The 26,450-nt window shown below is 46.9% G+C and carries 29 protein-coding genes; 17 read left to right on the top strand and 12 right to left on the bottom strand.

Annotated features, from left to right (window positions below; genetic code table 11):
• From Q4Q50_RS19560 to Q4Q50_RS19575, 4 genes are all read right to left on the bottom strand, one after another.
• On the bottom strand, positions 1-403 hold a 403-nt coding region (locus Q4Q50_RS19560), incomplete at its 3' end, for a helix-turn-helix domain-containing protein (RefSeq protein WP_311900739.1).
• An 11-nt stretch (positions 404-414) separates the two neighbouring features.
• A complete protein-coding gene (locus Q4Q50_RS19565) occupies positions 415-1,179 on the bottom strand; it encodes an SDR family oxidoreductase (RefSeq protein ID WP_311900741.1) in 765 nt (254 codons plus the stop codon).
• Positions 1,180-1,363: 184 nt separating this feature from the next.
• On the bottom strand, positions 1,364-1,552 hold the full coding sequence (locus Q4Q50_RS19570; RefSeq protein WP_006085974.1) for a hypothetical protein: 189 nt from the start codon (positions 1,550-1,552) through the stop codon (positions 1,364-1,366).
• 679 nt (positions 1,553-2,231) lie between these two features.
• On the bottom strand, positions 2,232-2,435 hold the full coding sequence (locus Q4Q50_RS19575; protein WP_012088350.1) for a YheV family putative zinc ribbon protein: 204 nt from the start codon (positions 2,433-2,435) through the stop codon (positions 2,232-2,234).
• Positions 2,436-2,688: 253 nt separating this feature from the next.
• Between Q4Q50_RS19575 and Q4Q50_RS19580 the strand changes: the two genes are divergently transcribed.
• Together Q4Q50_RS19580 and Q4Q50_RS19585 are read left to right on the top strand one after the other, a co-directional pair.
• Positions 2,689-4,602: an ABC transporter ATP-binding protein gene (locus Q4Q50_RS19580; protein ID WP_006085975.1), complete on the top strand. Its 1,914-nt coding sequence runs from the start codon at positions 2,689-2,691 to the stop codon at positions 4,600-4,602.
• Positions 4,603-4,656: 54 nt separating this feature from the next.
• A complete protein-coding gene (locus Q4Q50_RS19585) occupies positions 4,657-5,118 on the top strand; it encodes a TIGR02444 family protein (protein WP_126491226.1) in 462 nt (153 codons plus the stop codon).
• A gap of 84 nt (positions 5,119-5,202) precedes the next feature.
• Here Q4Q50_RS19585 and Q4Q50_RS19590 read toward each other — a convergent pair whose 3' ends face one another.
• Both Q4Q50_RS19590 and Q4Q50_RS19595 read right to left on the bottom strand, forming a co-directional pair.
• Positions 5,203-5,613, bottom strand: coding sequence for a GFA family protein (locus Q4Q50_RS19590; protein WP_259566436.1), 411 nt, complete (start codon positions 5,611-5,613; stop codon positions 5,203-5,205).
• 113 nt (positions 5,614-5,726) lie between these two features.
• A complete protein-coding gene (locus Q4Q50_RS19595) occupies positions 5,727-6,062 on the bottom strand; it encodes a winged helix-turn-helix transcriptional regulator (protein WP_006082956.1) in 336 nt (111 codons plus the stop codon).
• A gap of 102 nt (positions 6,063-6,164) precedes the next feature.
• Here Q4Q50_RS19595 and Q4Q50_RS19600 point away from each other — a divergent pair, with 102 nt between their 5' ends.
• Together Q4Q50_RS19600 and Q4Q50_RS19605 are read left to right on the top strand one after the other, a co-directional pair.
• The gene (locus Q4Q50_RS19600) at positions 6,165-6,947 is read left to right on the top strand and encodes an SDR family NAD(P)-dependent oxidoreductase (protein ID WP_012586878.1); all 783 of its coding nucleotides are present in this window, start codon (positions 6,165-6,167) and stop codon (positions 6,945-6,947) included.
• A gap of 116 nt (positions 6,948-7,063) precedes the next feature.
• On the top strand, positions 7,064-7,729 hold the full coding sequence (locus tag Q4Q50_RS19605; RefSeq protein ID WP_311900744.1) for a cupin domain-containing protein: 666 nt from the start codon (positions 7,064-7,066) through the stop codon (positions 7,727-7,729).
• Between the two features lie 138 nt (positions 7,730-7,867).
• Here the strand turns inward: Q4Q50_RS19605 and Q4Q50_RS19610 are convergent, their stop codons facing one another.
• Positions 7,868-9,463 (bottom strand): GMC family oxidoreductase N-terminal domain-containing protein, encoded by a 1,596-nt coding sequence (locus tag Q4Q50_RS19610; RefSeq protein WP_311900746.1) that lies wholly within the window; start codon positions 9,461-9,463, stop codon positions 7,868-7,870.
• Positions 9,464-9,532: 69 nt separating this feature from the next.
• Positions 9,533-10,039 carry a hypothetical protein gene (locus Q4Q50_RS19615; protein WP_006082960.1) on the bottom strand — a complete coding sequence of 169 codons (507 nt, stop codon included), beginning with the start codon at positions 10,037-10,039 and terminating at the stop codon, positions 9,533-9,535.
• Between the two features lie 200 nt (positions 10,040-10,239).
• On the opposite strand from Q4Q50_RS19615, the gene Q4Q50_RS19620 reads away from it, so the two are divergent.
• The 3 genes from Q4Q50_RS19620 to Q4Q50_RS19630 all read left to right on the top strand — a co-directional run bounded on the left by Q4Q50_RS19620 (position 10,240) and on the right by Q4Q50_RS19630 (position 12,490).
• Positions 10,240-11,283, top strand: coding sequence for a hydrolase (locus tag Q4Q50_RS19620; RefSeq protein ID WP_311900749.1), 1,044 nt, complete (start codon positions 10,240-10,242; stop codon positions 11,281-11,283).
• Entirely contained in the window at positions 11,267-11,512 is a 246-nt protein-coding gene (locus tag Q4Q50_RS19625; RefSeq protein ID WP_220775937.1) for a YheU family protein, read from the top strand. The genes Q4Q50_RS19620 and Q4Q50_RS19625 overlap by 17 nt, the downstream gene beginning before the upstream one ends.
• Positions 11,513-11,602: 90 nt before the next feature.
• A complete protein-coding gene (locus tag Q4Q50_RS19630) occupies positions 11,603-12,490 on the top strand; it encodes a phosphoribulokinase (RefSeq protein WP_311900751.1) in 888 nt (295 codons plus the stop codon).
• Between the two features lie 286 nt (positions 12,491-12,776).
• On the opposite strand, the gene Q4Q50_RS19635 is transcribed toward Q4Q50_RS19630, so the two are convergent.
• Both Q4Q50_RS19635 and pepB read right to left on the bottom strand, forming a co-directional pair.
• Positions 12,777-13,283, bottom strand: a complete 507-nt coding sequence (locus Q4Q50_RS19635; RefSeq protein ID WP_311900753.1) for a GNAT family N-acetyltransferase — start codon at positions 13,281-13,283, stop codon at positions 12,777-12,779.
• A 190-nt stretch (positions 13,284-13,473) separates the two neighbouring features.
• Positions 13,474-14,766 (bottom strand): aminopeptidase PepB, encoded by a 1,293-nt coding sequence (gene pepB, locus Q4Q50_RS19640; RefSeq protein ID WP_311900755.1) that lies wholly within the window; start codon positions 14,764-14,766, stop codon positions 13,474-13,476.
• Positions 14,767-14,954: 188 nt separating this feature from the next.
• Here pepB and sfsA point away from each other — a divergent pair, with 188 nt between their 5' ends.
• From sfsA to Q4Q50_RS19690, 10 genes are all read left to right on the top strand, one after another.
• Positions 14,955-15,659, top strand: a complete 705-nt coding sequence (sfsA, locus tag Q4Q50_RS19645) for a DNA/RNA nuclease SfsA (RefSeq protein WP_006085987.1) — start codon at positions 14,955-14,957, stop codon at positions 15,657-15,659.
• Between the two features lie 163 nt (positions 15,660-15,822).
• Positions 15,823-16,266, top strand: coding sequence for an RNA polymerase-binding protein DksA (gene dksA / locus Q4Q50_RS19650; protein ID WP_006082967.1), 444 nt, complete (start codon positions 15,823-15,825; stop codon positions 16,264-16,266).
• 163 nt (positions 16,267-16,429) lie between these two features.
• Positions 16,430-17,344, top strand: coding sequence for a tRNA glutamyl-Q(34) synthetase GluQRS (gene gluQRS, locus Q4Q50_RS19655; protein WP_311900756.1), 915 nt, complete (start codon positions 16,430-16,432; stop codon positions 17,342-17,344).
• Positions 17,345-17,363: 19 nt separating this feature from the next.
• Entirely contained in the window at positions 17,364-18,905 is a 1,542-nt protein-coding gene (locus tag Q4Q50_RS19660; protein WP_063883918.1) for a polynucleotide adenylyltransferase PcnB, read from the top strand.
• On the top strand, positions 18,905-19,393 hold the full coding sequence (folK, locus tag Q4Q50_RS19665; protein WP_311900757.1) for a 2-amino-4-hydroxy-6-hydroxymethyldihydropteridine diphosphokinase: 489 nt from the start codon (positions 18,905-18,907) through the stop codon (positions 19,391-19,393). Before Q4Q50_RS19660 ends, folK begins: the two co-directional genes overlap by 1 nt.
• A 56-nt stretch (positions 19,394-19,449) precedes the next feature.
• A complete protein-coding gene (panB, locus tag Q4Q50_RS19670; protein ID WP_106649539.1) occupies positions 19,450-20,244 on the top strand; it encodes a 3-methyl-2-oxobutanoate hydroxymethyltransferase in 795 nt (264 codons plus the stop codon).
• A gap of 27 nt (positions 20,245-20,271) precedes the next feature.
• The gene (gene panC, locus Q4Q50_RS19675; protein ID WP_311889713.1) at positions 20,272-21,117 is read left to right on the top strand and encodes a pantoate--beta-alanine ligase; all 846 of its coding nucleotides are present in this window, start codon (positions 20,272-20,274) and stop codon (positions 21,115-21,117) included.
• A gap of 408 nt (positions 21,118-21,525) precedes the next feature.
• Positions 21,526-22,053 carry a DUF4124 domain-containing protein gene (locus Q4Q50_RS19680; protein ID WP_311900758.1) on the top strand — a complete coding sequence of 176 codons (528 nt, stop codon included), beginning with the start codon at positions 21,526-21,528 and terminating at the stop codon, positions 22,051-22,053.
• 561 nt (positions 22,054-22,614) lie between these two features.
• Complete coding sequence (locus Q4Q50_RS19685) at positions 22,615-23,034, top strand: curlin (RefSeq protein ID WP_107946592.1); 420 nt, start codon at positions 22,615-22,617, stop codon at positions 23,032-23,034.
• A gap of 14 nt (positions 23,035-23,048) precedes the next feature.
• Positions 23,049-24,539 carry a curlin gene (locus Q4Q50_RS19690; RefSeq protein WP_311900759.1) on the top strand — a complete coding sequence of 497 codons (1,491 nt, stop codon included), beginning with the start codon at positions 23,049-23,051 and terminating at the stop codon, positions 24,537-24,539.
• Between the two features lie 172 nt (positions 24,540-24,711).
• On the opposite strand, the gene Q4Q50_RS19695 is transcribed toward Q4Q50_RS19690, so the two are convergent.
• A complete protein-coding gene (locus tag Q4Q50_RS19695) occupies positions 24,712-25,377 on the bottom strand; it encodes a helix-turn-helix transcriptional regulator (RefSeq protein WP_006085993.1) in 666 nt (221 codons plus the stop codon).
• A gap of 396 nt (positions 25,378-25,773) precedes the next feature.
• Positions 25,774-26,382 (bottom strand): DUF2238 domain-containing protein, encoded by a 609-nt coding sequence (locus tag Q4Q50_RS19700; protein ID WP_012088339.1) that lies wholly within the window; start codon positions 26,380-26,382, stop codon positions 25,774-25,776.
• Between the last annotated feature and the right edge of the window lie 68 nt (positions 26,383-26,450).

The following is a 26,450-nucleotide window of genomic DNA, read 5'->3' on the forward strand; positions in this document are numbered from 1 at the left end:
CCCGGCAAACACCACGCAGAGTTACGGCCACAAACATGGGCCCCAGTGGGGTAGGATGGACTCCATACTCGATCTGTACGTCCTTACCTCGATTTTTATACTCGCCGGGTGTGACTGCTTCCAGTTGCACAAAGTGATCATGCAACCTTGAACTGCCGCTTAATCCAAGCTCATGTGAGACATCAAGCAAGGAGCGAGAATTATTAAGCAATCCTTTACCCCGCTCCAATGTCAGGACCTGTAAAAAGCGCTTCGGCGTAGTACCTGCCCAACGACAAAACAGCCTTTGAAAGTGATACGGACTCAGATGCACATGGGCGGCTATCTCTTCAAGGCTGGGCTGATCAATTGCCCGCTCAACCAAATAGGCCATAGCGCTTGCGATTCGGTCATAGTCTGACATGGGGCGGCCTCTCAAATACGATTTATAGATACACCACCATCGACCAGCATTGCAGATCCCGTGGTGAAGCTGGAGGCATCGGAGGCAAGGTACAAGGCAGATTGGGCAATTTCATCTGGTGTCGCCATACGCTTAAGAGCATGCAGATTATGCACAAATGCCAATGCTTCTGGCGTATTGGCAAACTCACGTCCTGCCGGCGTATCAGTCCCACCGGGCAAAAGGGCATTGACCCGGATGTTCTGAGGTCCGTGCTCGGATGCCAGCACCTGAGTCAGTCCAATCAATCCCGCCTTACTGGCTGCGTAGGCTGCCATGCCTGGCATACCTGCCGTGTAACCAACGAAAGTAGAGGTGAAAATTAACGAACCTCCTTTTCGGGCAGCCATGGCGGGAAGCTGGTACTTTGCGCCCAAAAATGCGCTGGTTAAGTTGGTCGCAATAACTTGATTCCAGTCCGTGAGCGACATCTCAGGGACAGGGCCCATAGCACCCAGAATGGCAGCATTGTTAAAAGCGATATCCAGGCCACCAAAGTGGCTTACTGCCTTATCTACCAAAGCTTTGGCGAAAGCTTCTTCACCAACATCACCGGCGAGTGCCAGTGCCTGCCCGCCTTCCGTGATGATTAAATCCACCAGTTCATCAAGCTCCTTCTGTCGCCTTGCAGCCACCACTACGGCAGCACCTTCTCTGGCAAAAAGTTTCGCGGCTGCGTAGCCAATGCCGGTACTGGCACCGGTAACAATAGCGACTTTGTTGGCAAGTATAGTCATCGTTATTCCTCTAGGATCTGCTTACTATAAAAGGGCATATGCCCGAACAGATGCTATATTAGGAGGCCGAACGACTAATGCCGACCCGAATCTTGCTGAATTTCAATTGCGCTATAACGCCCAAAGCCGCTGCGCGGTAAGCGTCAGTTACCTTTGTTTGTTATATACCTTGCGTAAAAACTTATTAGGCTTTTGATTTGCCATTTTTAGCCAATAAAAATAAGCCAGTTATTGGCGCAAAAAACCATCCCATAAAAAACCATAACCAAGCACTTCGTTTAGTATTTTGTGCCCAATGAGCGCAAAAAATACCAAATAGGAATTGAACCAAGCTAACCGTTGCGTAGGCATTTTCTGCAAAACTAACTTCCATTTAAAAAGTACTCCTGAATCTCATTGGTATATAACGTCTTAGTATTTATGCGCTGCGCTGTTTACCTCATTAGGCCGGTGAAAACGCGCACAGTTAACTGATTGTATTGCAAAGAAGTTATCAGCTTTACTTTAAATACGCACCAAGAAAAACGCTCATGCGCGTTTTTCAAACCTAACACCCACTTAATCAAATGCACAAGACATTGATTTTTTTAAATAATTAACTTGAAAAAATGAGAATACGCGCACAAATGCAGGATAAAAATCGTTATGATTTGAATACGACTGTATAATTATCCAGTTTTTTGATGGGCAGTAGTGAATTACATCACACAGGTGTAATGATGAAAATGTCTAAGACAGAAAGTACGTTCGTTACAGCTCTACTGACAACTTGTTAACTCGTTTTGGGGCAATAACTTTTTAGCTGAACGAACAGCCAAAAGGTTAGTGAAGATTGGTATTGTTGCACCAGTGACCTTCTAAAACAGGAATGCTCTAGTTGAATCCTCAGGGATGCTTCTTTTAAAAGAAAATAGGCGTCGAGTCACTGGGGAAACAATGACAATTCATGCTGCACAACTGACGCGATCGTTATCTTGAATGGTTAGCCAAGCTTTGGAATGTGACCTTTAAAGTGGTCACATTCAGATTCTCACTTGAATTGAATCTTCAACCTAGTCAGGTTTAAACACGCCGATCACTGCGCCGGTGGCTTTTTCTGTCACCTTTTCATCGGTTTGCTGTTCACGGTAATCACACTCAGTACATTCAACGGTTTCGATGCCGTTTTCCTTATAGAGTAAAATGCTGTCTTTGGCGCTGCATTTTGGGCACTTAGCACCGGCTACGAAACGCTTTTTGATTTTAGTGTTTGTCATAATAGATAAAGGACCAGATAGCAGGGCCAAGGGACTCGGCCGAAGAAATTGCCGCTATTTTGCCACACTGATGATTGAATACCAGTGTTACCTGAAAGTATGAGGCCTTAAGCCAATGTGATGCGATTCGCTAAAGATCATCCTGAAAAGTCGAATAATTGTCCGAGTTATCGGGTCAGGCTGTGGTTTGAAACTGGGTTGTACGCTATTATCTGTGCCCTGACGAATTCACGTTCTAACCAAGTTGTAGTCAATGATCAGCATCAACCAAGCGCAATTAATCCGTGGCAGCAAAACCCTGCTAGATGAGACCTCTCTCACGATTTATCCCGGCCATAAGGTCGGTTTAGTCGGTGCTAACGGCACAGGCAAATCTTCACTGCTCGCATTAATTTTAGGTCACTTAAGCCTAGATAAAGGTGAATTTAGTCTGCCTTCTGGCTGGCAAATTGCCACTGTGGCCCAAGAAACCCCTGCGCTCGACGTCTCGGCACTGGAATATGTGATCGATGGCGATAGCGAATATCGTCAATTAGAAGCCCTATTACACAAGGCCCAAGAAGATAACGACGGCAATGCCATCGCACTGTTACACGGCAAAATCGACGCTATCGGTGGTTATGCGATTCATTCGCGCGCGGGTTCATTGTTAGCGGGTCTGGGCTTTAGTGAAGCCGATCAAAGCAATCCAGTGAAAAGCTTTTCGGGCGGTTGGCGTATGCGCCTCAACTTAGCCCAAGCGCTACTGTGTCGCTCTGACTTATTGCTCCTCGACGAACCGACCAACCACTTAGACTTGGATACCATGTACTGGCTCGAAGGTTGGATTAAGTCCTATCAAGGCACGCTGATTTTAATCAGCCATGATAGGGACTTTATCGATGAAATCGTTGATGAAATCGTCCACGTTGAAAATCAAAAACTCAATTTCTACAAAGGCAATTACAGTGCCTTTGAGCGCATTCGTGCTGAACGTATGTCGCAGCAACAGGTTGCCTTCGAGCGTCAACAAAAAGAACGTGCGCACATGCAGTCCTTCGTTGACCGTTTCCGTTATAAGGCCAGTAAAGCCAAACAAGCGCAGAGCCGCTTAAAAGCGCTAGAACGCATGACTGAGTTGTTGCCGTCTCAAGCCGATAGCCCATTTTATATGGAGTTTCGTGCTCCAGAAGCCCTACCCAATCCGCTGATTAAGATGGAGCAAGTCGCGATCGGTTATAGCGATAAGCCAATCCTTAGCAAGGTGCATTTAAACTTAGTACCGGGTGCGCGTATTGGTTTGCTCGGCCGTAACGGCGCAGGTAAATCGACATTAATCAAGCTGTTATCGGGTCAGTTATCGCCAATGACAGGTTTGTATGAACCTAATCCTGGCGTCAATATCGGTTACTTTGCCCAGCATCAAATCGAATTTTTGCGCCTCGACGATACGCCGATGCAGCATTTAGTGCGTCTTGCACCCAATGCCAGAGAGCAAGAGTTGCGTAACTTCTTAGGCGGTTTTGGTTTTAACGGCGATATGGCGCTTTCTCCGGTGCGACCCTTTTCCGGCGGCGAGAAAGCCCGTTTAGTGTTAGCACTATTAGTTTGGCAACGCCCTAACCTATTGCTGCTCGATGAACCCACCAACCATTTAGACTTAGAGATGCGCCACGCCCTAACGATGGCATTGCAAACCTTTGAAGGTGCTATGGTTGTCGTCTCGCATGATAGGCATTTACTGCGATTAACCTGTAGTGATTACTATCTGGTCGATCAAGGTGAAGTGCGCGCCTTCGACGGTGACTTAGACGATTATCACCAATGGTTGCTCGATGCGGCGAAAGCCAACTCGAATCAAAACAGCACCAGTGACGAGATCAAACCTGCCGCTGATAAAAAGCAGCAAAAACGCCTCGAGGCCGAAATCCGCCAAAAGGTATCGCCGCTCAAGCGCAAACAAACTAAGTTAGAAACCGAACAGCAAAAGCTGAGCGAACGCCTCGCCGAGCTAGAACACTTGCTGGCCGATAGCGAATTGTATGATCAAGATAACAAAGCCAAGCTAACCTCGGTATTAACTGAGCGAACGAGCTTGACGCAAACCTTAGAAGACAGTGAAATGCAATGGCTCGAGTTGCAAGAAGAGATAGATGCAATGGAACTTGAGGTCATGGAGCAACAATAACTCCAGCGTTCTTTTACATAAAAGTCAGTAGCAGCGGCAATACAAGGAAATAGTATGGCGGTTTTAACCCAGTTCGACAGTCAACTCTGGCAATGGTGTGATATGAGCTATGCGCAAAACAAAGCGCTCTGTCTCGAATTGCAAAATAGCTGTCAGGTGAACGTCAATCTACTGCTACTGGCACAATATTTAGATATCACTATGGATGTGTCTGGGCCGCAGCAATACAGCACAGACCAATGGCAAACGCTGATGAGCGCCGTGGGTGAATGGGATGAAAGATTTCTCATGCCCTACCGCAAATTACGCAAACTCGCCAAGTCCAGCTTGAATGAGCAAGAGTATCAACAAATGCTCGCCGTTGAGCTGATGATGGAACGTAAAGCGCAGCGAACCATCTTAAATAAACTCAATGAACTCAGCCCAAGCGGCCAAGCAACGAATCTGGTGAGCTACTTAAGCTTGTTTGGACTCAGTGACATGGACGCCAACGAAATCGGCCTCATCGCGCCCTGATCTAATCCAAACAAATCACGTTAAATCAAGCACAGCTAAGTTAGATCGAGCTCAATCAAATTAACACTATGATCATCTGAACCGCTAACAGCTGCGGCCTTGTGGATAGCGTTGACAGTCATCCTTGATCACCAACCAATTCAACTGACTCTCAGTATAAATATGGTACCTAGGCTGAACTTGGTTAGCGTCGTCCAGACTCGCTATGCTCAAGGTCGAGTAATCGGGATATTGAATATGTCGGTAGGTTAACGATGTACCGCATTGGTTACAAAATCCACGGCGAATAAGCTCAGACGATGCAAACTCAGTCACCTGACCTTTAAGCCAAATCACTTGGCTGAGTTTAAAATCCATCCAAGCCCCAAATGCAGAGCCCGTGCTTTTTTGGCACGAACGGCAGTGGCAATAATCCGCATCAAAGGGTTCACCTTCAATCTGATAACGAATCGCGCCGCACAAGCAGCCACCTTCCCGTAATGTATTTTTAGGCATACACACTCCTATTTCCGACTACCCGCATGCTCCCTTGAGTAGCGCTTCATCTCGATAAAATAAACCGCTGCGATTTACCTTATCGACATTGAACTGCTACAAAGGAAAGTTAATTAAGCGTCGATTTCTTGCTGTAACTTTTCCAGCTCATCCAAAATATGCAGAAATTTTTGGCCAAACTCAGTCACTTGATACTCGACCCGCGGCGGCAGCTCGTTATAAATGACCTTATCTAAGATGCCAAATTCTATGTTCTTTTTTAAACATTGATTCAATACCTTAGTTGAGAGCCCCTCAACTGAGCGCACCATTTCCCCCGGTCTTTGTACCCCACTGGCCAACAGCTGATAAACCGTTAATGACCATTTACAGCCATAAATCGTCTCGACCATACGGGCAGAACGCTCAGGGGGCGATTTGCGTGAAATAATTTTTTCATTGTTATTCATAAAGATGTACCAAAAAGTACCTGCCTTACCTATTTGTACTTACTGTTCAAACAGTTATTGAGTTCTTAAGATTACCACCTTGATAATACTTAGGAGTAGAAAATGCAATTTAATACCTCAAATCTCGCCATTATTGTCGGTGGTAGCAGCGGCATAGGTTTCGAAACGGCGAAACAACTGGCCGAACAAGGCGTATCAGTACTCATCGTCGGTAATCAGCAAGATAAACTCACCGCAGCCGTTGCTGCGATCAAACATGCCCATCCAGCAGCCGAGTTACGCGTCGACGGTTTTCAAGCCAACCTTTACCAAGCTGCGGATGTTAATCGGCTGATTGCGCACATTACCCAGCTTGAGCAAAAGGTCGGCTACCTAGTCAATGCGGCGGGTTATTTCAATCCCAAATCCTTTATCGACCACTCAGAGGCTGATTACGATCTCTATATGGCGTTAAATAAAGCCCTATTCAAAATCACCCAAGCCGTGACCCACAAGATGATCGATGCGGGCGGTGGTAGTATAGTGAACATAGGTTCTATGTGGGCAAAACAAGCGGTTAAAGCCACGCCTTCGTCGGCGTATTCCATGGCCAAAGCCGGATTACACGCATTAACCCAGCACTTAGCGATGGAACTGGCGGACAAGCATATTCGCGTCAACGCGGTTTCACCCGCCGTGGTGAATACGCCCATCTATAACGCTTTTATCCCAGAGGCAGAGCTAGACCAAGTGATTGAAAGCTTCAACGCTTTTCACCCTATTGGTAGAGTCGGCACGCCAGCCGATGTAGCAAACAGCATTTGTTTTCTTTTATCCAATGACACCAGCTGGGTTACCGGCGCGATTTGGGATGTTGATGGCGGCGTGATGGCTGGACGCAACTAATATTGCAGACAAAGCGAGTATGCTAATACACAGCTAACATCGCAGAGCGCAGCAAGACGCAACGAACACAGTAAACAATCACTATTCTAAGTTAAGGTTAAATAAGGTCTAACACTATGCTCAATATGAACTTTAGCGAACGTGTCGTTATTGATACGCAGCAGCAACCCTGGTTGCCAAGTCCTGCTCAAGGCGTTTGGCGCAAGCCTCTCGAGCGGGAGGCTAAAGAATCAGGGCACACTAGCAGCATAGTGAAATATGACGCGGGCTCGCAGTTTGCGACCCACCCGCATCCGCTGGGCGAGGAAATCTTAGTGCTCGAGGGGGTATTTTCCGATGAAAACGGCGATTATCCCGCGGGCAGTTATCTTCGCCATCCACCAGGGAGCCAACACGCGCCGTTTAGCCAAGAAGGCTGCGTCATCTTAGTTAAACTCAATCAATTCGATCCGCGAGATCTCGATGTGGTCAAGATTAACACTCAGAAGACTGAGTGGTTACAAGGCATAGGCGGCTTGCAAGTGATGCCGCTACATGAGTTCGAGTATGAACATACTGCGCTAGTGAAATGGCCTAAGGGTGAAACCTTTCAACCCCATCGGCATTTTGGCGGCGAAGAAATATTGGTGTTATCGGGCAAGTTTCAAGATGAGCAAGGGGAATATCCGCGCCACACTTGGATACGCAGTCCGCACATGAGCGGCCATTTTCCTTTTGTCGAAGAGGAAACCATTATCTTAGTGAAAACAGGGCATTTACCCATTAGCACCATTCAGCCCTAAGCCACGGCGAGCATGGTCTTAAGCTACATACATTTCTGCAGCATAAATTACTTCTGCATAAGTTGCGGCAACATACGTTTCTGCAGCTGAGCTATCTGCAAGTAATCTTCTGCATCAGAATCATCGGCTAAGGTAACATCACCCTTTGCCGTCGGTGAGTTTTTGTGCAAGTGCGGTGGCATTACGCGCTGTGATGCCATAAATCGACAGCTGCGGGTTAGCACCAAGACTGGTGGGGAAGATAGACCCATCCATTACAGACAGATTTTCTAAATAGTGCGACTGACCATAACTATTTACCATAGAAAGCTTTTCATCTTCGCCGAAGGGACAACCGCCCATCACATGGGCCGATGCGACGATAGTACGCAGTGGCGCGAGTGACATCTGCGCAATGCTCTCTTTGGCGTCCTTCCACGAAGATAAGTAAGGCATGCCATCGCTGATCGGCAACACTTTTAAGGCACCCGCCGAGAATTGTAACTCCGCCATACTGGCAAAAGCGCGTCTCGCGGCCCGCCAAAAGGCATCGGTCAGCGGATAATCTAGGGTAAATCCCTTAGGGGTTAAGTGCACTTCACCGCCCTGACTGTCGGGATGATAACCATCGCGGATTAAGGCAATCGTCACTTGCAACTGATTGAACTGCGCCATTAACTCGGCATGACTCGCACCATAACCTAAGGTTTTAGAGGCAATTAAAATCGGGTGCACTGGCGGCACTTCGAGTTTATAGCCGAGCTCACCATCGGCGTCATTCTTCCACACAAATTCATCGGAATAGATAGATTGCGGCGCGCCACTATGGCCATTGATCGAATCGGCAAACACGCCGCCGGATAACAAAGTCGGATGTAAAAAAGTGCGTTTACCCAAAAGTTTGTGGGGATCTGGCACCTGCGAGCGCATCAAAATCGTCGGCGTATGGATAGCGCCCGCACTCAAAATATAATGTTTAGCCTTAAATAACAGCTCAACGTTAGTGGGTCGTAAATTCACATCCAACGCCTGCGCCTTTAACGCAAACACTTGACCGTTATGGTGCTCAATCTTAGTCACTTTAGCGCGGCTGATCAGCTGCGCGCCTTTCTCAAGTGCCGAGGGAATAGTGGTGACTAACATAGATTGCTTCGCATTAACCGGACAACCCATGCCGCAATAGCCGGTATTCCAGCAACCCGCCACATTGCGTTTAATGACTGTGTATTCCCAGCCAAGATTGATACAACCTTGCTTCAGGGCGGCATTATTACGATTAGGCTCATAGTTCCATTCATGGATATTGAGCCGCTGCTCCATTTGCTCAAACCAAGGGTCTAAGCTCTCGCGATTAAGCCCTGCAACCGACTTATGTTGCGCCCAAAAAGCTAACGCCTCGGTCGGCGTGCGAATAGAAGTAGTCCAGTTAACTGTGGTTGAGCCACCGACTGCGCGGCCTTGAAAAATCCCAATCGCCTTGTCGGCGGTTTTCATCGCCGCGGCTTGTTGATACAAGTTGGGATAAGCGACCCGCTCTTCCATATTAAAATCGCTGGAGGATTTTAGCGGTCCCGCCTCAATCATGATCACGCTTAGCCCAGCTTGGGTGAGGATTTCGGCCGCCACACCGCCGCCAGCACCTGTGCCGACAATAATAACATCGGCTTCAAACTGTTGGTTTTCTTGCAATTGGCTCGCATCGGTATGTAACCAACCTGAGTTTAAACCATTCACTATGGGATCTATGACTGCCAACTTGAGTGCTCCACTGTCGCGGGAAAGATGCTTATTATTGGGTGTTTGATTCGGTTACAAACGGGCGAGCTATTTGAACAGTTCAGGTTTGGCATAATGCAGGCGGCTCCAATGTTCAGGGCAAGCGTAGTAACTGGCCATTACTAATTCCCGCAACCCGAGATAAGCCGTTTGTAACAGCGCAAAATAACTGTGGCGCCAGGTTTCTAGCATTTCAGTTAACTCGGCGGGAGAGCGCATCAATAACGGTGTCATGCTTGAGGTCAGTACGAGTAAGCCGAGGCGATTTTCGAGCATATCGAGCAGTTCAAATAACTCGGTTTGCTGCTCCTCGGGTAACACAGAAATTGACTGTTTGATGGCATCTAAAGTGCGATTTTGCGCCGCGAGCTTGTGAGTTGCCACATCGGGCAAAGCACCGTCGAGCATCACTGGTAAAAGCACGCTAAACAACAAGCGATAATCTTTGCCTTCGCTGTCCTCGGGCAAACTAAACTCAGGAGAATAAAGATTGACCCCTAAGGCTAACGCCGCCGTACCGGCAAACGCGCCCATCAAAAAGGTTCGTCGCTTCATCTCTATCTCCTAAATATCAATCTAAATATCAATCTAAATGTCGGCCTAAATATCAGCATAAAAAACAATTGTGCTACACTGCCCACGAGTTTATATCCAAGCGACCTCAAAATAAGAATTTCAGCATTTTGAAGTCGCTTGGATATAAATTAAACACACGTTTTAATTTTCAGCAATAGCCGATACCAAGATAAACACCCATGCCAAATTCCTTTATGCCGCCTTGGTGGGCCAAGAGTCCCCATGTACAAACGATTTTACCCGTATTCACTAAAGTGGCCAAACCAGCATTACAGCGGCAGCGCTTAGAGTTGCCCGATGGCGATTTTGTCGATTTAGATTGGCAGGATTTTCCGCAGTCTGGCAAACCGATCGTGGTGATCATCCACGGCTTAGAAGGAAGTGCTCAGTCCCATTATGCGCGGCGGATACTGCAAGCCTGTAAAGAACAGCAACTCGCAGCCGTCGTGCACCATCACAGAAGTTGCTCGGGTGAGGCCAATCGCCTCGCGCGCAGTTATCACAGTGGTGACACGGACGATTTACAGTTTAGTCTATCGACACTGAAAAGCGCGTATCCGCAATCGCCCTTATTAGCCGTAGGTTACAGCTTAGGCGGCAATGTGCTGACTAAGTATCAGGGCGAATATCAGGATGACAGTTTATTAGATCGCGCAGTGGTTGTCTCGGCGCCGCTGCAATTGTCCGCCTGCGCAAAACGTTTAGAAAATGGTTTTTCGAAGGTGTATCAAAGCTATTTAATCAAACAGTTGCAGCAAAAAATCAGCCATAAGCTGAACGATCCCGACTTAGCCATCTCTATGCCGCTGAGCCAGTTGCAGGTCGACCGTTTAAATACCTTCTATGATTTTGACGATAAAGTCACAGCGCCATTGCACGGCTTTGACGGCGTCGACGATTACTATACGCGTGCCAGTGGTTTACCCTTTGTCAGCCGCATTACTAAACCGACGCTTATCATCCATGCCAAGGACGATCCCTTTATGACCGATGAAGTGATCCCCCAGCAAAACCAATTATCGGGTTATGTAGAATACGAACTGCATCCCTATGGCGGTCATGTTGGCTTTATCGAGGGCGGTACACCTTGGAAACCGCGCTTCTATCTTGAGCGACGGATTTTACACTTTTTACTCGGCGATCAAAGTGTTGACCCACTTAGCGTAGACCCTATCAACGGCGACAATATTCCCCAAGGAAGCACCGATGCTCATTCCCTATGAAACCCTGTTACAACTCCCGCAGGAAACGCTGGCCAATTTGATCCGCGAATATCTCTTCGGTCAAGTGGAGGATGGCAGCTTTGCCAGTCTCGATGAGCAGGAACTGGCGCAGGCGATAGTTCAATGTCAACAAGCACTTAAACAAGGTAAGCTGAAATTAGAGTACAGTGAAGACGATGAGTCCTTCGCGATACGCTCGACAGATCAAATAGCACAGCAGCAAGATTGACCAGTCCTACCTCTGTACCGTATAAATAGTACTCGCGTTTTTATCGCTTCCCCATAAGCGGCTCTTTTGGTTCCTAGCTAGGTAGAAAAAATGTCAGCAAAACATCCCATTATTGCAGTTACAGGCTCATCAGGCGCGGGAACGACCACGACTACCACCGCCTTTAGCCATATTTTTCGCCAATTAGGGATCAATGCTGCCTTTGTCGAAGGCGACAGCTTTCATCATTTTACCCGCGCCGAAATGGAAGTGATGATCCGCAAATCTCAAGCTGAAAACCGCAACCTCAGCTATTTTGGCCCAGAGGCCAATAACTTTGCCCGCTTGGAACAATGCTTTCGAGATTACAGCGCCACAGGCCAAGGCGAAACCCGCAGCTATTTACACACCTTCGATGAGGCAGTGCCTTTTAACCAGATGCCCGGCACTTTTACCCAATGGCGCCCGCTACCTGAAAATACCGACATGCTCTACTACGAAGGCCTGCATGGCGGCGTGGTTACCGGGGATGCCAATGTCGCCCAGCATGTCGATCTATTGATCGGCATGGTGCCCATAGTCAACTTAGAATGGATCCAAAAAATTATCCGTGACACATCGGAGCGCGGCCACAGCCGCGAAAAGGTCATGGGCTCGATTGTTCGCAGTATGGACGATTACATTAAGCACATGACGCCGCAGTTCTCCCGCACTCATATTAACTTTCAGCGAGTGCCAACGGTCGATACTTCTAACCCCTTTAGCGCCAAAGATATTCCGAGCTTAGACGAGAGCTTTGTGGTGATCCGCTTTCGCGGCATCAATAATGTCGATTTCCCCTATTACCTCAATATGATCCAAGGGGCATTTATGTCACGGGTCAACACCTTAGTAGTGCCCGGCGGTAAAATGTCACTGGCCATGGAGCTTATCCTCACGCCTTTGATTAAAGATTTGATGGAAAAACGCCAGCAACTCAATACTCCCGAAGCAAACTAAAACTTTGCGAATGGGGGACGAATTTAACGAAAGGCTAAGGAAATAAAGTCTTTTTTTGCAATAGATTAAGTTTGATTTAAGCCATTAGCGCTAATCTTATCGGCATCGGGATTTCAGGCGAAAGAACGATAGTTGGCATACTCTTGGGAGTTAATTCCCCCATCTTGATCTGTTGATTTCCTTGAGTATGTCAGCAACCTCTCAGAAAATAGGTTCTAGCAGCGAAGCGTTCTAGCAGTTGCAAAGCAACGCCCTAGATTCTAGCAGCAGCGTTTTTTGCGGCGCCCTAGCAAGCCAAAGGCCGCCCTAGATTTTTATACATCACCCTGCACTCTAAAGCTATGCCTCTAGGCGAGCAGTAGATGGATTCCTCTTCTAAACCTTCACCACCAAAACCACAGCGGCGATAAAAATCCACCGCATTCAAAGTCGATTCCAACCTCAACTGGGCAATACCTTGATTAAAAGCCATGGTTTCAATAAATTGCAGTAGCACTTTACCGACCCCAAGCCCCATGACATCGGGGGAGACAAATAATGCCTCTAACTGTGCGTAGGGTTCATCCAACATGACCATACCGACCACTCTCTTAAGCGGCTCGTCATTGGATTGTTCTGCCACATAAAAATGCGCATCGACGATACGACTAAATTGCTCGGTCAGTTCACCTTCGGTCCAAATAATCAGATCGCCCGCATCATAAAATCCGGCGCAGCCTTTATTGATGGCCGCATTGCGGATATCCCAGCAGGCCTGAGCATCTGCTTTCGTTGCTTTTCGTATAGTTATCATCATGCTTCCCGATTAAAAACGCTCAGCCATAACATGCCATGAAGCCGCTGAAACGCCAAGTAAACTATCGGCCTAGCATTTCACCCAATAAAAAACCGCCCGTAGGCGGTTTTAATCCAGTCAGCAGAACCTTAATGGATCTGCGCTGGCATATCTAACTTAAGTCTTAGCGCTAGACTTAAATCTAAGCTTAGCCTTTGATCAATTCACTAATAGTCAATACGCCATGGGTCGTTGCACCCGCGCCCCACATGGCAGAAGCTGAATCTTCAAAAGCGCCCGCTAAATCAACGTGCAACCATTTAGCTTCTGGTGAAACAAAGCGCCATAGGAAACCAGCCGCATTAGAAGCACCACCAGCACCGCCGCCTTTCATTGCGCGGCTGTTGGCTGTGTCAGCATAAGCAGATGGACACATTTCTTTGTGCCAAGGATCCAGCGGCAACGGCCATACACGCTCGGCAACACTCGTGGCTTTTTGCTGGGCCAGTTGCAACACATCAGTCTGTGGCGAGAAAATCGCGTTGTAGTTAGAACCCACTGCCATCACAGCGGCGCCTGTAAGGGTCGCTGCATCGATAATAAAAGGAGCGCCTGTCGCAGAAGCAGCTTGCAGACCATCTGCCAACACCAAGCGCCCTTCCGCATCTGTGTTCACCACTTCAACTGTTACACCATTTTTGTAGGTCAGAATATCACCTAACTTATAGGCGCGGCCGCTGATCAAGTTTTCAGCGCAACATAAGAAGAGTTTAACCCGTTTGTTTAGGCCAGATTTAATTGCTAAACCGAGCGCTGCAGTCACAGTCGCCGCGCCGCCCATGTCGCATTTCATGCCTAACATGCCTTCAGAGGCTTTGATGCTGTAACCGCCAGAATCAAAGGTAATCCCTTTACCCACAAGCGCCACAGACACGGGTGCATCGGCGGCTAATGGGTTGAAGTCTAACTCTAACATTGCTGGTGGACGCTCACTGCCGCGGCCCACTGCATGGATACCAATCCACTGTTCTTCCAGCAGCGCTTCGCCTTCGATAATCCGATAGCTCACCTTATCGCCACCAATTTCAGCTAACCATTTCGCCGCTTGTTGGGCAAGCTTCACTGGCGACAGGTTTTCAGGCGTATCGTTGATCAGTTGACGGGCAAAGGTTGCCACATAGAGTCGGCGTTGCAATTCGGCTTGCACAGCTTCATCACCACACCAATGGATTTGATAACCTGGTTTTGCCGTCGCGAAACCTTGGGCAAACACCCACTGGCTATTGAGATCCCAAAGCTGTCCGGCCAATACCACACTGCTAATGCCTTGGCTGCGCAGTTTACGGGCCGCCATTTGAATTTGACGTAGCTCATCGCCACCTGCTAAATGAATTTGCGCACCGTCGGCAGTATAAGTCACATCAGCCTTGCCCCAGTGGGCGGCTGGTGCTTCTTTGGTTAATTGCACTTTCATTAATTCAGTTACTTTTAGTTCACTCATTAGGGATCCTTATTTTTCGATTCGTTTTAGAACAATCAATCAGCAATCAGAACAAACTTTATGGCGGCAGTTTACTGCTAGCAGGCGATGACGCAAAGCGATTGGCTGAAGTTACTCAGGTAAAATCTGTAAACATTTGCGAAATTTGCTAGGCTTTGCGACCTAGAACAGCCGAGATAGGTCTACCGATGGAATTTACACCGCCACTACAACAGGGCATTTTATTGCGCCGCTATAAGCGTTTTCTGGCCGATGTGCAGCTAAGCGATGGCAGTGAGATCACCCTACATTGCCCCAATACGGGTTCTATGCGTAATTGCCTATATCCCGGTGAAACCGTATGGTTTTCTACCTCTGATAACCCTAAACGTAAGTACGCCCATACATGGGAACTGATGACCACGCCAGATGCTGGACTAATCGGTATCCACTCGGGTCAAGCGAACACCTTAGCCGAAGAAGCCATCAACAAAGGTATCATCAAGGAGCTCACGGGTTATGACAGCCTAAGCCGTGAAGTTAAATATGGTGATGAAAACAGCCGCATCGATATCCTGCTACAGGGTGCTCAAAAACCCGCCTGTTATATAGAAGTCAAAAGTTGTACTTTGCTCGAAGATGGCCAAGGTTATTTTCCTGATGCAGTGAGTCTTCGAGGTCAAAAACATTTACGTGAATTGATGCACATGGTCAGTCAAGGCCACAGAGCCGTATTGCTGTTTGTGGTGCAGCACAGTGACATATTCAGTGTTGCTCCCGCAGCACATATCGACCCTGAATATGCTAAGTTACTGAAAAAAGCAGTGTTAGCTGGAGTGGAAGTCCTTGCCTATCGCTGTGAAATGTCCCCGACTGAGATTCACCTAGCCCAAGCCTGCGTTGTCCGAGTATGATGTTAAGGCTGAGTTAAATTTGATTTCATTTGAATTAGCGAACATAGTCAAAAAATTCAATCAAAGCAGAATGAAAAGTTTGCCTCGATGTGAAGATTCTGCTATAGATAGCGGCCGTTCTTAAGGACGCCCTACAAACGCAAATGATTACAGGAGATGCGTTATGCCTGAAGGCACCAAAAAACTTGGCGTACTCGCTATCGCAGGTGTAAATCCTTACCAGGAAAAACCGGGTGAGGAGTATATGAACGCTAAGCAACTGGGTCACTTCAAGACAATTCTTGAAGCTTGGCGCAATCAGTTGCGTGAAGAGGTCGACCGTACTCTTAGCCACATGCAGGACGAAGCCGCAAACTTTCCCGATCCTGTTGACCGTGCAGCACAAGAAGAAGAGTTCAGCCTCGAACTTCGTGCTCGCGATAGAGAACGTAAGCTGATCAAAAAAATCGAAAAAACACTGCAAAAAATTGAAGAAGACGATTTCGGCTTCTGTGATTCTTGCGGTATCGAAATCGGCATCCGCCGTCTCGAAGCGCGTCCAACAGCCGATCAATGTATCGACTGTAAAACGCTTGCAGAGATCAAAGAGAAACAAATGGCTGGTTAATCAAGCATACTGGGCGGGGATTTCCCCGCCTATTTGTTTCTAACAATGCCTTGACTCTTAGAGTTGAAGCCAAGCTCACTCCAATTTACCCCGATTCGCTTTTATCCTTGTATCCCTCTAAAATACGCCCACTTTGACTGACACTAGCTGCTAACTCAGTACTATGGCGACTTTATCTTCTCCAACTTCAATTTATCGCCCCTATGTCGGCCGTTTTGCGCCTTCGCCTTCGGGTGCCTTGCACTTTGGCTCGCTTATCGCCGCCCTTGGCAGTTATCTGCGTGCGCGATCGCAACAGGGTAAATGGTTAATTCGTATTGAAGACATCGATCCTCCGCGGGAAGTCAAAGGCGCCGCCGATGATATCTTGCGCACCTTAGAAGCCTATGGGTTTGAATGGGATGATGTGCCTCTGTATCAGAGCCAGCGCACTGCGGCCTATCAAGCACAAATTGATTCGCTGCTCGCCCAAGATAAAGCCTATTTCTGCCAATGTAGTCGCAAGCAAATTCAAGCCATGGGCGGCGTCTACGATGGCCGCTGTCACCGCTTGCCACAAACCCAAGCTGCAAATGTGGTTAAGTCTGGGGCGGTGCGGATAGTCAATACCGCGCAAGTGCAGCAATTTGACGATAACCTCATGGGGCATATTCGCGTCGATAGCCATTTTGCCGCCGAGGATTTCATCATCAAACGTAGCGATGGCCTATACGCCTATCAATTGGCCGTGGTGCTCGACGATGCCTATCAAGGGATCACTGAAGTGGTTAGAGGTTGTGACTTAATCGAAGCCAGTTGTCGCCAACTGAGTTTGTATCAAAACTTTGGCTTGGCTGCACCGCAATGGTTGCACTTGCCGCTTGCCTGTTTGAGCAAGGGATTTAAACTCTCCAAACAGAATCATGCGCAGGCGATTGATACGCTTCATCCGCAGTCGAGCCTCAATGCGGCGCTGGCATTTTTAGGTCAACAAACTGTTGAGACCCAAGGTTCTGTGGCGCAAATGCTCGTTCAAGCCGTGGATCAGTTTCAATTATCCACTATACCGCAACAATCTGAGATACTGATCGAGCCCTGATATACTCATTAGGCTGCATTTGGTATATGATAGCCGCCAGATTTTTAATCAAATAACAGATCATATTTCGAGGTGTCCCATTTTTCGCCGTATCAGCCAATTCTGCAAACAGCTATTTGAAGACGCGCCTAAAACGACCGCTCCGACTCAAGCTCAGATTGAACCAACAACGCCAGAACAAAGTTCCGGTGCGTTAAGCTTAGAGTTAGTGCCGAGAGATGCCCATACCATCTCGCGCAAACAAATCAGCGAAAATGCCCTTAAGGTATTATACAGACTGAATAAATCAGGTTTTAAAGCCTATTTAGTCGGCGGCGGTGTACGCGATTTACTCTTAGGGATTGAACCGAAAGATTTCGACGTTGTGACCAATGCGACGCCGGAAGAAATCAAAAAACTATTCCGCAACTGCCGAGTCGTCGGTCGTCGTTTCCGTCTGGCCCATATCGTTTTCGGCCGCGATGTTATCGAAGTGGCGACCTTTCGTGGTCATCATGGCGAAAGCAATGAAAAAGTTTCCAAAGCCAATGCCGAAGGGCGTTTGCTGCGCGATAACGTTTATGGCGAAATCGACGAAGATGCCGAGCGCCGCGACTTTACCGTCAATGCCCTCTATTACGATATCAGCGATTACTCGATCCGCAGCTACGGCGGCGGTATGACAGATCTCAAAGCTGGCACACTAAGATTAATTGGCGATCCAGAAACCCGTTACCGTGAAGATCCGGTACGTATGTTAAGGGCGGTGCGTTTCGCCACTAAACTCAACATGGGTATCGAAACCGTCACTGCGGCGCCGATTAAACAATTAGCGCCACTGCTAAAAGATATTCCCGCAGCGCGTATGTACGAAGAAGTGCTGAAACTCTTCTTTGCAGGCAAAGCCTTAGCCAACTTCGAACTGATGCAAGAATACAAGCTATTTGCGCCGCTGTTTCCGCAAGTGGCCGCTCTGCTAAAAGATGATCCTAAAGGCACGACCATGAAAATGGTGCAAGCCATCATGAAGAGCACAGATCAAAGAGTTAACGAAGATAAGCCGGTGACGCCTTCATTCTTCTATGCTGCGCTTCTCTGGTATCCACTGCGTCAACGCGCCGAAGATATTGCCGTTGAAAGTGGCCTGACCTTATACGATGCCTTCTTTGCCGCTATGGGCGATGTGATGGAGCAGCAATGCCAAACCATTAGCATTCCACGCCGTTTTAGTACGCCAGCAAAAGACATTTGGCAGTTACAGTTACGCTTTGATCGTAGCCAAGGCACTCGCGCCTTTAAACTGATGGAACATCCTAAGTTTAGAGCCGCATACGATTTACTCTTGCTCAGAGGCGAAGTCGAAGCGGGTAATGTCGCTAAGAGTGCCGCTTGGTGGCAACAGTTTGTTGAAGCCGATGAAACCGAACGCTTAGCCATTGCGCGTAGCGGCAGTAAATCGCCAAATCGCAACCGTAATGCCACTCAACGTCGTCGCCGTCCTCGCGCGCCGAATGCCGATGGTTCAGCGCCGACGAGCGCACCTAAAACAAGTGGCACACCAAAAGCGAAAGCGGCGGAATAATGCCTCGCGTCTACGTCGCATTAGGCGCGAATCTCGACGATCCCAAGGCGCAATTGGACAATGCCGTCACGGCATTGTCCGCATTAGCCTTAGGCAATAGTCTACTGGTTTCCCCTTATTATCATTCGACGCCTATGGGCGATGTCGTGCAACCCGATTATGTTAATGCGGTGGTCAGTTTCGATACCGATCTTGAGCCATTAGCCTTACTCGATGCATTGCAGCATATCGAAAACACCCAAGGTCGAGTGCGTCTTGAGCGTTGGGGGCCCAGAACCTTAGATCTCGATTTACTCTTGTACGGCAATGAGAATATTGACATACCTAGACTCAAAGTGCCCCACTACGGCATGAAAGAGCGCAGCTTTGTGCTCGTGCCTTTAGCTGCAATAGCTCCGAATCTTATTCTGCCGTGCAACACTGTAATCTGCAGTCTTATCGATACAAAAATGTTGGCCGAGTTACAACAACTGGGCATTGATCATTGAAGTCCGTCCCCAGTTAGCTTATAACACCACTTCTATTTGGTTTGAAGATCATCCATATGTCTAAAATTACTAGCTCAACCCTGTTGAAATACAAACAGGAAGGTAGAAAATTCACGGCACTGACAGCCTATGATGCCAGTTTTGCCAGCGCGTTCGATAGCGAAGGTGTAGATGTGCTGCTCGTCGGCGATTCTCTAGGAATGGTTCTCCAAGGCCATGACGATACCCTGCCCGTCTCTACAGCAGATATCGCTTACCATACTCGCTGTGTCCGTCGCGGTATCGAACGTGCCCTGCTGATCGCCGATATGCCCTTTATGAGTTACGCCACACCAGAACAAGCTATGGTTAACGCCACTGAGTTGATGCAGGCTGGCGCGAACATGGTCAAAGTCGAAGGTGGCCACTGGTTGCTTGAAACTGTCACTAAGCTCACGGAACGCGGTATTCCCGTGTGTGCTCACTTAGGCTTAACACCTCAGTCAGTCCATGTATTTGGTGGTTTTAAAGTGCAGGGCCGCGACGCCGAAAATGCCCAGCGCATTCTCGACGAAGCAAAAGCATTAGAAGCGGCTGGTGCTCAACTATTGGTTGTGGAATGTATTCCTGCGCCACTCGCAACGGCGATCACTCAAGCCTTAACGATTCCGGTTATTGGGATTGGCGCAGGCGCATCAACCGATGGACAAATTTTGGTCATGCATGATGTGTTAGGTATTTCAAGTGGTTATATTCCACGTTTCTCGAAAAACTACCTAAAACAAACCGGTGAAATTCGCTCGGCCGTGCGCGCCTATATCGACGAAGTTGCCCAAGGAACATTCCCTGGCGACGAACACACTTTTAATTAATAACCGATTTATGCAAGGTAAGGCTCAATGATCACTAGCGCCCACATTGATGATATTCGCACCCAAGTGCGTGCATGGCGTGCCAAGGGCGAAACCGTCGCCTTTGTGCCCACCATGGGCAATCTCCATCAGGGACACATTACTTTAGTCAAAGAAGCCGCGAGCAAGTGTGACCATGTGGTGGTCTCAATTTTCGTTAATCCAATGCAATTTGGTCAGAACGAAGATTTAGATGCTTACCCACGCACACTGGCTGCCGACAGCGAAGCCCTCAACGCCGCTGGCGCTGAACTGTTATTCACCCCGACGCCAGCCGTGATGTATCCCAAAGGTCTAGAGCAGCAAACCTATGTCGAAGTCCCAGGGATTTCCGACGTGCTTTGTGGTGCGAGCCGTCCGGGACATTTTCGTGGTGTTGCGACTATCGTTTGTAAACTGTTTAACATAGTACAGCCCGATGTGGCGCTATTCGGTAATAAGGACTATCAACAGCTGTTAGTGATCAAAACTATGGTTGAAGACTTGTCATTACCGATTGAAATTATCGGTATTGATACCATACGTGAAGACTCAGGCTTAGCCATGAGTTCGCGCAATGGTTACCTCACTGCCGCAGAAAAAGCCGCAGCGCCTGCACTAAAACAAGCCATAGATGCCATGGCCACTGGGATCAAGCAAGGTGAAAGTTTTGAACAAGTGACTGAGCTAGCAAAAGCCAAGTTAATCGCGGCCGGTTTTACGCCGGATTATCTCGAAATTCGCCACGCTCACACGCTAGAACAGGCCCAACATCAGGATCAAGCCTTAGTGATTTTAGCCGCCGCCTATATAGGTAAAGCGCGGCTTATCGATAACTTAAGGTTCGATCGCTGATAGTTAGCGTCAATCAATAAAGGGAGCTCTCGCTCCCTTTTTTATGCTTTGAATCTGCCGCGCACCATTAAATTTATCGTTTAGAATCAACCTTAGCGCCAAAAAATTGAATCGTCAAAAAACTGGTTTTATCCCTAAACTTACGCCATAGTATGATGCAGATGTTAGCGATAAGTAAAATCTTGGCCACTACAATAAACACAGTAAATTTGCCCCTATACTGATATATGGCTAATACTTTAATGCCTTAGGTTTAATGGATCAACAACCCAGCGTCCCACAAGGACGAGACATAAATCAATGGTTGAACAGACTTAATAGCGCGAGCGTTAAACTGACTTTTTATCAACTGTAATCAAATGATTAAATCATAATCTCTATGCTAGTGTACAAAGGATTTGTGGCCTAATGGCAAGACTGATAATCACCCTAATTTGTGTTATGTTGCCTAGTGCAGTACAGGCAAATACAATTTATAAATGCCGTAAAGATGACAAAATTGTCTTTAGCCAAACCGCTTGCCCGCAGGAATTTAGCCAACATAAAATCGAATATCAGCTGGGGATCACCACTGAAGTCGACTCAGATAAAAGGGACATTCCAGTCGATCCCCTGCAAGCGCTACTGAATCGCCAAACCATTTCTAAAGAAAAATTACTGCAATTACTCGATGGCGAGATCTATCGGCTTAAACAGGAGAACAGCTATTTTGAAATTCTGCGCGCCAGTGAATTACAAAAACTAGAGCGTAAACGTTATTGGCAAAATAAAGAAAAAAGCGATCCTGAATACATTAACGAAATGGACGATATCAATACTCGCTTCAATGCGCTGACTGTGAACAATAACAGCGCAATGCAGCAACTGAAGGATAGAAAAAGCCAGATCAGTGCAGAGGTCTCCCCTGAAGAATCGAAGGAGCCAGAGAAACATTGATCTCATATAAAAGGTTAGTGCTCAGCTTGTCACTCATTCACCAAGGAATTCGACCACTATGGTTGAATTTTTTAACTCATTAAACCGCTCATGGACTCTTCATCACTCTTTAAGGACAGCCGAAGTTCAAACCTTCTAGTGCACCTTTTAACACGCTTTAATACCGCTAAATAGCCCTTAAATTGAGTCAATCCAAAAGCACTATTCCCACCATATTTCCTATAATTTGTTTCCCCAAAAAATATCACGTGACAGTCGATGCATTGCTTAATTTTGTTGCACCCTTGTTTAAAAATGATGAGATTGCTTAGCAACGAATACGACTTAACTACTAGGCCAACTAGACTACCCTACCTAAATAAACACCATCTATAAAACAGATAAAAACATATTAATCAATTAAATAGCAATACATTCATCATTTATCCGCTGTGAATCCTTTGCGTAATAAATACCCTTTTGGCCAATTGCGACATGTTAACGGGACTCGTATCTTCAGGGCTGAATTTGGAGTGTCTGTTGTTTTAGACAGCCCAAGATATTTGATGCAAGGAGTCACCCGTGCCAAATACCTCTATACGCTTTTTGGTACCGCTGCTCCTGCTCTGTAGTTGTATGACCTCAGCACAAGAGCTGAATGTCAATGAGTTACCTATAACCCTGCAGGCATTACTGGAACGTTCCGGTCGCGATAACCTTATCGAACTGGTGCAACAAGGCAATGCTAACCAAGGATTACTGTTCCAATCAGGCAACGATAACAAAGCCGATGTGACACAAGTCGGCAATGATAACGATGCGCTAATCACGCAGATTGGTTCAAACAATAAAGTGCAACTACTGCAAGTGGGCAGTCAAAATACGGCTTCAGTGACACAAATTGGCAATAACAATCTCGTGCAACTGAACCAGCTAGGAAGCGGCAATTTTTCGATTCAACAGATTGCAGACGGTGCTGCAATCTCAATAACTCAATATTAAACAGGGAGCGTCACATGAAATCACAAGCTAAAAAATCACTTATTGCTTTGGCCATTGCAACAGGTTTAAGCGGTCAAGCCTTTGCTGCCAGTACAGTGAGCGAAATTAGCGTAGTACAGTCAGGCCAAGCCCAAGACACCTTAGTCTCACAAACGGGTGGCCTTAACGCTGCAGCAGTTGTGCAAACAGGTAAGGATCAAACCGCAACCGTTATCCAAGACGGTGTGTGGCATGAAGCCGCAATTAATTCGACGGGTGCTGATAACAAAGTCCAGATAACACAACAAGCTGATTGGCATGTGGCAAGTGCAAATGTTGTCGGTGACAACAACAATGTCAATGTGTCGCAAGACGGTTTCTTTAACCAAAGCAGCAATGATGTTACTGGCAACAATAACACGGCATTCGTTAATCAATTAGGTGAAGTCAATGAAAGCCAAGTTGAAATCACTGGCGCTGAAAACAGCGTATTTGTTAAGCAAGAAGGCGATGCTAACTTTGCAGTATTCCGCGTTGAAGGCAACAACAACGACGGAAAAATTACCCAAGTAGGTGACAACAACCAAGCGGGTCTAATCGCCCTTGATTTAACCGCTAACGTGGGTAACAACAACGACGTTTCTGTTAATCAAGCGGGTAACAATAACTTTGGCGCGGCTAAAGGTATTGCAGGCGACAACAACACAGTAGACATGGTCCAAAAAGGTGATAACCATGTTGGCTTCGTTTACGCTCTTGCTGGCAGCGACAACGATATTTCAATGGATCAAAAAGGTAACGGCAACACAGCTTATCTTGCTATGACTACGGGTGATGACAACACTGTCGATATTACCCAAAATGGCAGCGGCAACACTATCGGCGATACTTTAGTGGCCGATATCCAAGGTGATGATAACGATATTACTATCACTCAAAAAGGCGATGTAAACGGTGCAGAATTCCAAGTATGGGGCGATAGCAACGACGTTGACTTGAAACAAAAAGGCGATGCTAACTTCGCAACCTTTGGTGCATACGGCACAGATAACGACTTCGATTTATCTTCTAAAGGCAATAACAACGAAATCGTTGCCTTTGCTGATGGTCAAGATAACAGTATTGAAGTTAGCCAAGAAGGTGATACTAACTTTGCCTATGTCGATGCAGTAGGTAGCGATAACGAAGTGGATGTTGAGCAAGATGGTGCTCAAAACGAAGCCGTCATTTCCATTGTTGGCAACAATAATGCTGATGTCACTGCACTGCAAAATGGCGACCTTAACCTTATCGATTTGATTATCGAAGGTGATGAAAACACTGCACAAATCGCTCAAACAGGTAACGGTAACTGGATTGGTGGTGACGCAAGTAGTTCATTTGAAGTAAGCGGTGATAATAACAGCCTGTTGATCACTCAAACAGGTAACGATAACTTAGTACTAGGTTCTCAAGCTGGCAATAACAACAGCATCAGCGTTAATCAATCAGGCAATATGAACGTTGCTACTGTAGTGCAATACTAGTCAATCCTGTTAAAACCACCACAGCTACACTCTTTGGTGGTTTATCAAAAGGGTGTTGAACAAAAAGCGGGAATGTTTAAATAAACATTCCCGCTTTTCTATTCTGACTAACCAGCAATTATTAACATTAACCACTCAAAGCGAAAAGCTAACGATCAATATCTTTAACTACCTAGCTGCACAGCTCAAAGTGAGTCTGATAGGTTTGTGCCCAACGCAACAACTCAACACGATTACGGGACTGGGTTTTACGGAAGATAGAGGAAATATGAGCCTTCACCGTATGTTCGCTGATGCACAATCTGTGGGCGATTTCTTTATTCCTCGCGCCACTCGACACAAATTGAATAATAGTGCGCTCACGGGAAGTCAGCATCTGTAGCATAGCCACTGTATCGGAGAGCATCTCATTATTGCCATCGAGCTTTTGTACTACACGACGGAACACTTTACTCAGTAATGTTCTGTCGTACCAAAGTTCCTCTGCCACCATTTTACGCAAACCCGTCAACATCAAATCCAAACGTTGATCGGCAAACAACAGGCCACGAATACCGAGTAACATAGCCGACTCTTGATCTAAAGAGTCACGCTCAACTTGGTACAGCGCCACGGGGAAATGTGATACTAAGCGCGAAGCCAGTAAAGGGATCCCCTTGTTATCGAGTGCAGCGCCCTTTTGGGTGATCAGATAAAAACTTCGACGACTCTTATCTAAATCTAATTCCGCCGCATGCTTAACGATACGAGTTTTCAAGCCTATGGATTCAGCGAGTAACGCTAAATGACATGGTGCCGCCATTTGATGTAAAAAAACTAATTCATTAATTGTGCTCAATGACTCTCCTCCCTGAAAAGTATTTTCTATTAGCAAAATGGTATGTTTGACCAGCCTCTTTAGTTAGATTTTTAAACATTCCATTAACCTAGTTGATTCTGACTAGTTAAAGACTGAAAAACATCACCCAAATGTACTATTCCCTTTTAAATCCTAGTAAGTTCGACTAACTGACGGAATATAATTGGAATAACAGCATAAAACTCCATTAGGTTTAACCGACTCACGAAATCTAGTACTTTCAAACTATGAAGACACCCATCGAAAGTTGCAACACAAAAATAACATACAGGCAATAAGAAAGTGTGACAGCTAAATGCCATCACACTAATGTTAGAAGCTTTATGGAAGAATGAACTTATGACTCAAGCTGAAACAATCAGCAACTCACGGCCACTAGCGTCTGAGTTTAAGTGCTGCTATTTGCTTATCTTGAAAACGAGACAATAAAACGAGTGCGACAATTGCGCCAATTAATGCCATTAACATATCTGATTGAGTGTCCCACACATAGCCTTGGGTTCCCAAAAAGGCTTCAGCGCCTTCACCTGTTGCCACTGCAACCCACCATTCAATGAGTTCATAAAACGCCGAAAACGCGAGCACAAAACATGTGACCAAAAACGCACACCAAGCACCGGGTTTGACCGCTTGATTACGCAGCATAATTTCACGCGCTAACATGGCAGGGATAAAACCTTGCGCAAAGTGACCTAACTTGTCGTAATTATTACGTTCTGAACCCATCCAATGGGCAATCGTGTCGAATAATGGCACTTCAGCATAGGTGTAATGCGCGCCGACAAACAGCACACAGCAATGGGCTAACACTAAAACATACACCAGCGGCGTTAATGGGAAGCGTTTGCGGGTAAAAAATAGCAGTGGCACAGCCACTAATGCGGGAGCCGCTTCGAGCCACCAAGTGAAAGGATCTGCGGGATTTATCGCCGACCAAACGAGCACTAAGAGGTAAATAGCACACCACGCGATTTTGTTATTCAATGTTTCTTCCTCTTATGCGATATTGTTCTTAATTTAGAATATTAACTTTAGCCATCTAGCCCTCCACA

The sequence above is a fragment of the Shewanella scandinavica genome (assembly GCF_031932065.1).
In the GTDB taxonomy this organism is placed as follows: Bacteria; Pseudomonadota; Gammaproteobacteria; order Enterobacterales; family Shewanellaceae; genus Shewanella; species Shewanella baltica.